Consider the following 2,296-nt stretch of genomic DNA (forward strand, 5'->3'; position numbering starts at 1 on the left):
AGCCACAACGACGGCCTGCCCCCGGCAATAGCCATGGCCAATTTCAACACCCAAAACCAACAACAACCCGCTGCTGCCTAATCCAAAAGAAACTAAACAACTGTCTCAGATCCTTGACACACCTCACAATGGGGCTCTGCAGAATTACTACGAGAAGAACCCTGGACGTTTCCGTGGCAGGCCCCGGACGCCGGCCCCGGCTGACGTGGTTGGCATCAACCTGCCCGAAGTGAAACCCGCGTTACTGGCCGCTTAGTGACTCCACACAGCTTGACAATTTTCGGTTGAAGCGGAACTCCACGACGTCGCCGCACGAACCAACCTCTAGTTCGAGCGTCAACGGCACAGCCCGTCTATTGGACAGTTGGTGTCATAACCACGTCGCCACGGTTGGGAACGACGTCAACCGGTGGCGCACACAACGCATGCATACTGTCACCAGAGCCTCATCCCCGAAGACAGGCTGTCAGCGACACACATCGGCAGACGACCCGCTCACCACGGAACGTGCCATCCGTAGGTCGTTGCGTACTCGGCCCCGAATGTGAAATTGTCCCAGTGGTTCCATGGAGTTTCCCTCACCCCTGCGGAAAGCACCTCGCTCGCGTCCCAGATTCGACTCTTGTCGCGCCCGCCAGAGTCAGCGCCCATGAGTGAGAAGGAGTCGGCAAGCGTCTTGAGTTCACGGTCCTGTAGCGCGAGCCTCGAATAAAGTGAGGTGAGAAACGATGCCAGGACGTCACCTTCACGGCGCGCGGGGTTCAGCACGAACGCAGATCGAACATCCGTAGTGTTAATCATGTCGAAGGCCGCTTGGCGATCTCCAGCCGGAAGATCCTCAAACATTTGAGGGTGCGAAGGCATTGGCGGGCGAACACTCGTAATGTGATTCCAGGTACCCAGGTCCGGGACACAAACAAGATCTAGCGATGCGATCGGGCGCGCGGCAAACCTTTGATCCGCCTCGAAAAGCTGCTTCGATACGTTGTAATAAGGATGCGAAGAAGGCTGCTTCCATTCATGTGAGCTCGCGAGCAGCCCGTAAATGAACGGTCGCGTCAGCTCTTTCCTCGGGGTGCCTTCCCTTGGAGCCATCGTGCGCTGCAGACGGGCACAAGACTGCGCCGCTTGTTGAATCGACGAACTCTTGAGAGTAGATTTCACAGCGAACGCTGCGGCGACTCCTCCCAGTAGAATGTGCGATTTAGATCGCAGTGACCTCGGATAGCTGGGTCGGAGGACGACGATATCGGTTTCTTCGGGTGGCTCACCATTGTCAATCTCGCCAACGATGTGCTTGTTCTTGACTACCTCGTACTGCGGTGGTAGCCAACTCTCGAGGAATGTGGCCCATGCCGCCTCAACCTGCATGCCAGACTCCTGGACCCGTCCAGTCGTCGTCGATAGACGAGAGAAGACTTCGTCGTACTCGTCCGCCATCTGCGAAGAAGCCGAGTTTAGCCACCGCAAGTGCTCGCCCGATGGTGGTTGAGGGTGTCCACCGAGATTGCCGAACGTGTATTCCTCAGCGTCCTCGTAGGCAATACTCTCGCTCAAGATACCCTCATTTCATCGTCGCAGCCGAAGGCTAAACTGGAACTCAACTACACATTGAACCTAAATTCCACCGCATTCCGGTACATACCAACCTCTACCCAGGCCACTCGTGATCGCGACCCCAGGTCGACGTCGCCGACCGCATCCCTCCCAATCGTCCCACCAGCACGCTATCCAGGACGTCTAATTCGCTACAGCTGGGACCATCGAATGTCGGGCCCGAATCTGTGTTCGGCATGGATCATGCGGATGGGCCCGTTCTCGGCAATGACGTCACCAACCGAAGGGCCCTCGTCCATAGCGGGCGCTTTGCAGGAACCTCCGGCGGATTACCTACTTCGGATTCAGCTCGGTCAAAGCTCTCCTCGATGAGAGCGTCATGGAGCGGCCGAAAGAAGAGAGGCCAAGTCACCCTCGCCGACCCCGTGACGGTCATCATCAAATCATGCGTGAGCAACACAGTTGTCTCATCCGCAGTCTCCGAAACAGTAAATGCGTGATAGCCATGAAACCCCGATGGGCCAGTGAATTGGAAGCTTACGGATCGCCCTGGCTCATACGCATCCACCACATAGCGCACAGGCCCGTGCCCTCCAGATGCGCCGATACCAAGCGGTGTCAGCGGAAGTTCTAAAGTGACCATAGGCGGCGATCCCCGCTGACCACCAGCGGCAATTGGACTGACCACCAGCGGCAACGGTTTTGACCACGGACGGCAACGTCTTCCGGCCCGTTTCCT

Annotated in this window: 1 protein-coding gene; it reads right to left on the reverse strand. The window is 57.4% G+C overall.

Annotated elements, in window-relative coordinates; all coding sequences use genetic code 11:
* Positions 1–495 precede the first annotated feature (495 nt).
* Positions 496–1,557 (reverse strand): DUF6602 domain-containing protein, encoded by a 1,062-nt coding sequence (locus ABEA12_RS15085; RefSeq protein WP_210100248.1) that lies wholly within the window; start codon positions 1,555–1,557, stop codon positions 496–498.
* Positions 1,558–2,296: the final 739 nt, after the last annotated feature.

This window comes from Paeniglutamicibacter antarcticus (assembly GCF_039544305.1).
Lineage (GTDB): Bacteria > Actinomycetota > Actinomycetes > Actinomycetales > Micrococcaceae > Paeniglutamicibacter > Paeniglutamicibacter antarcticus_C.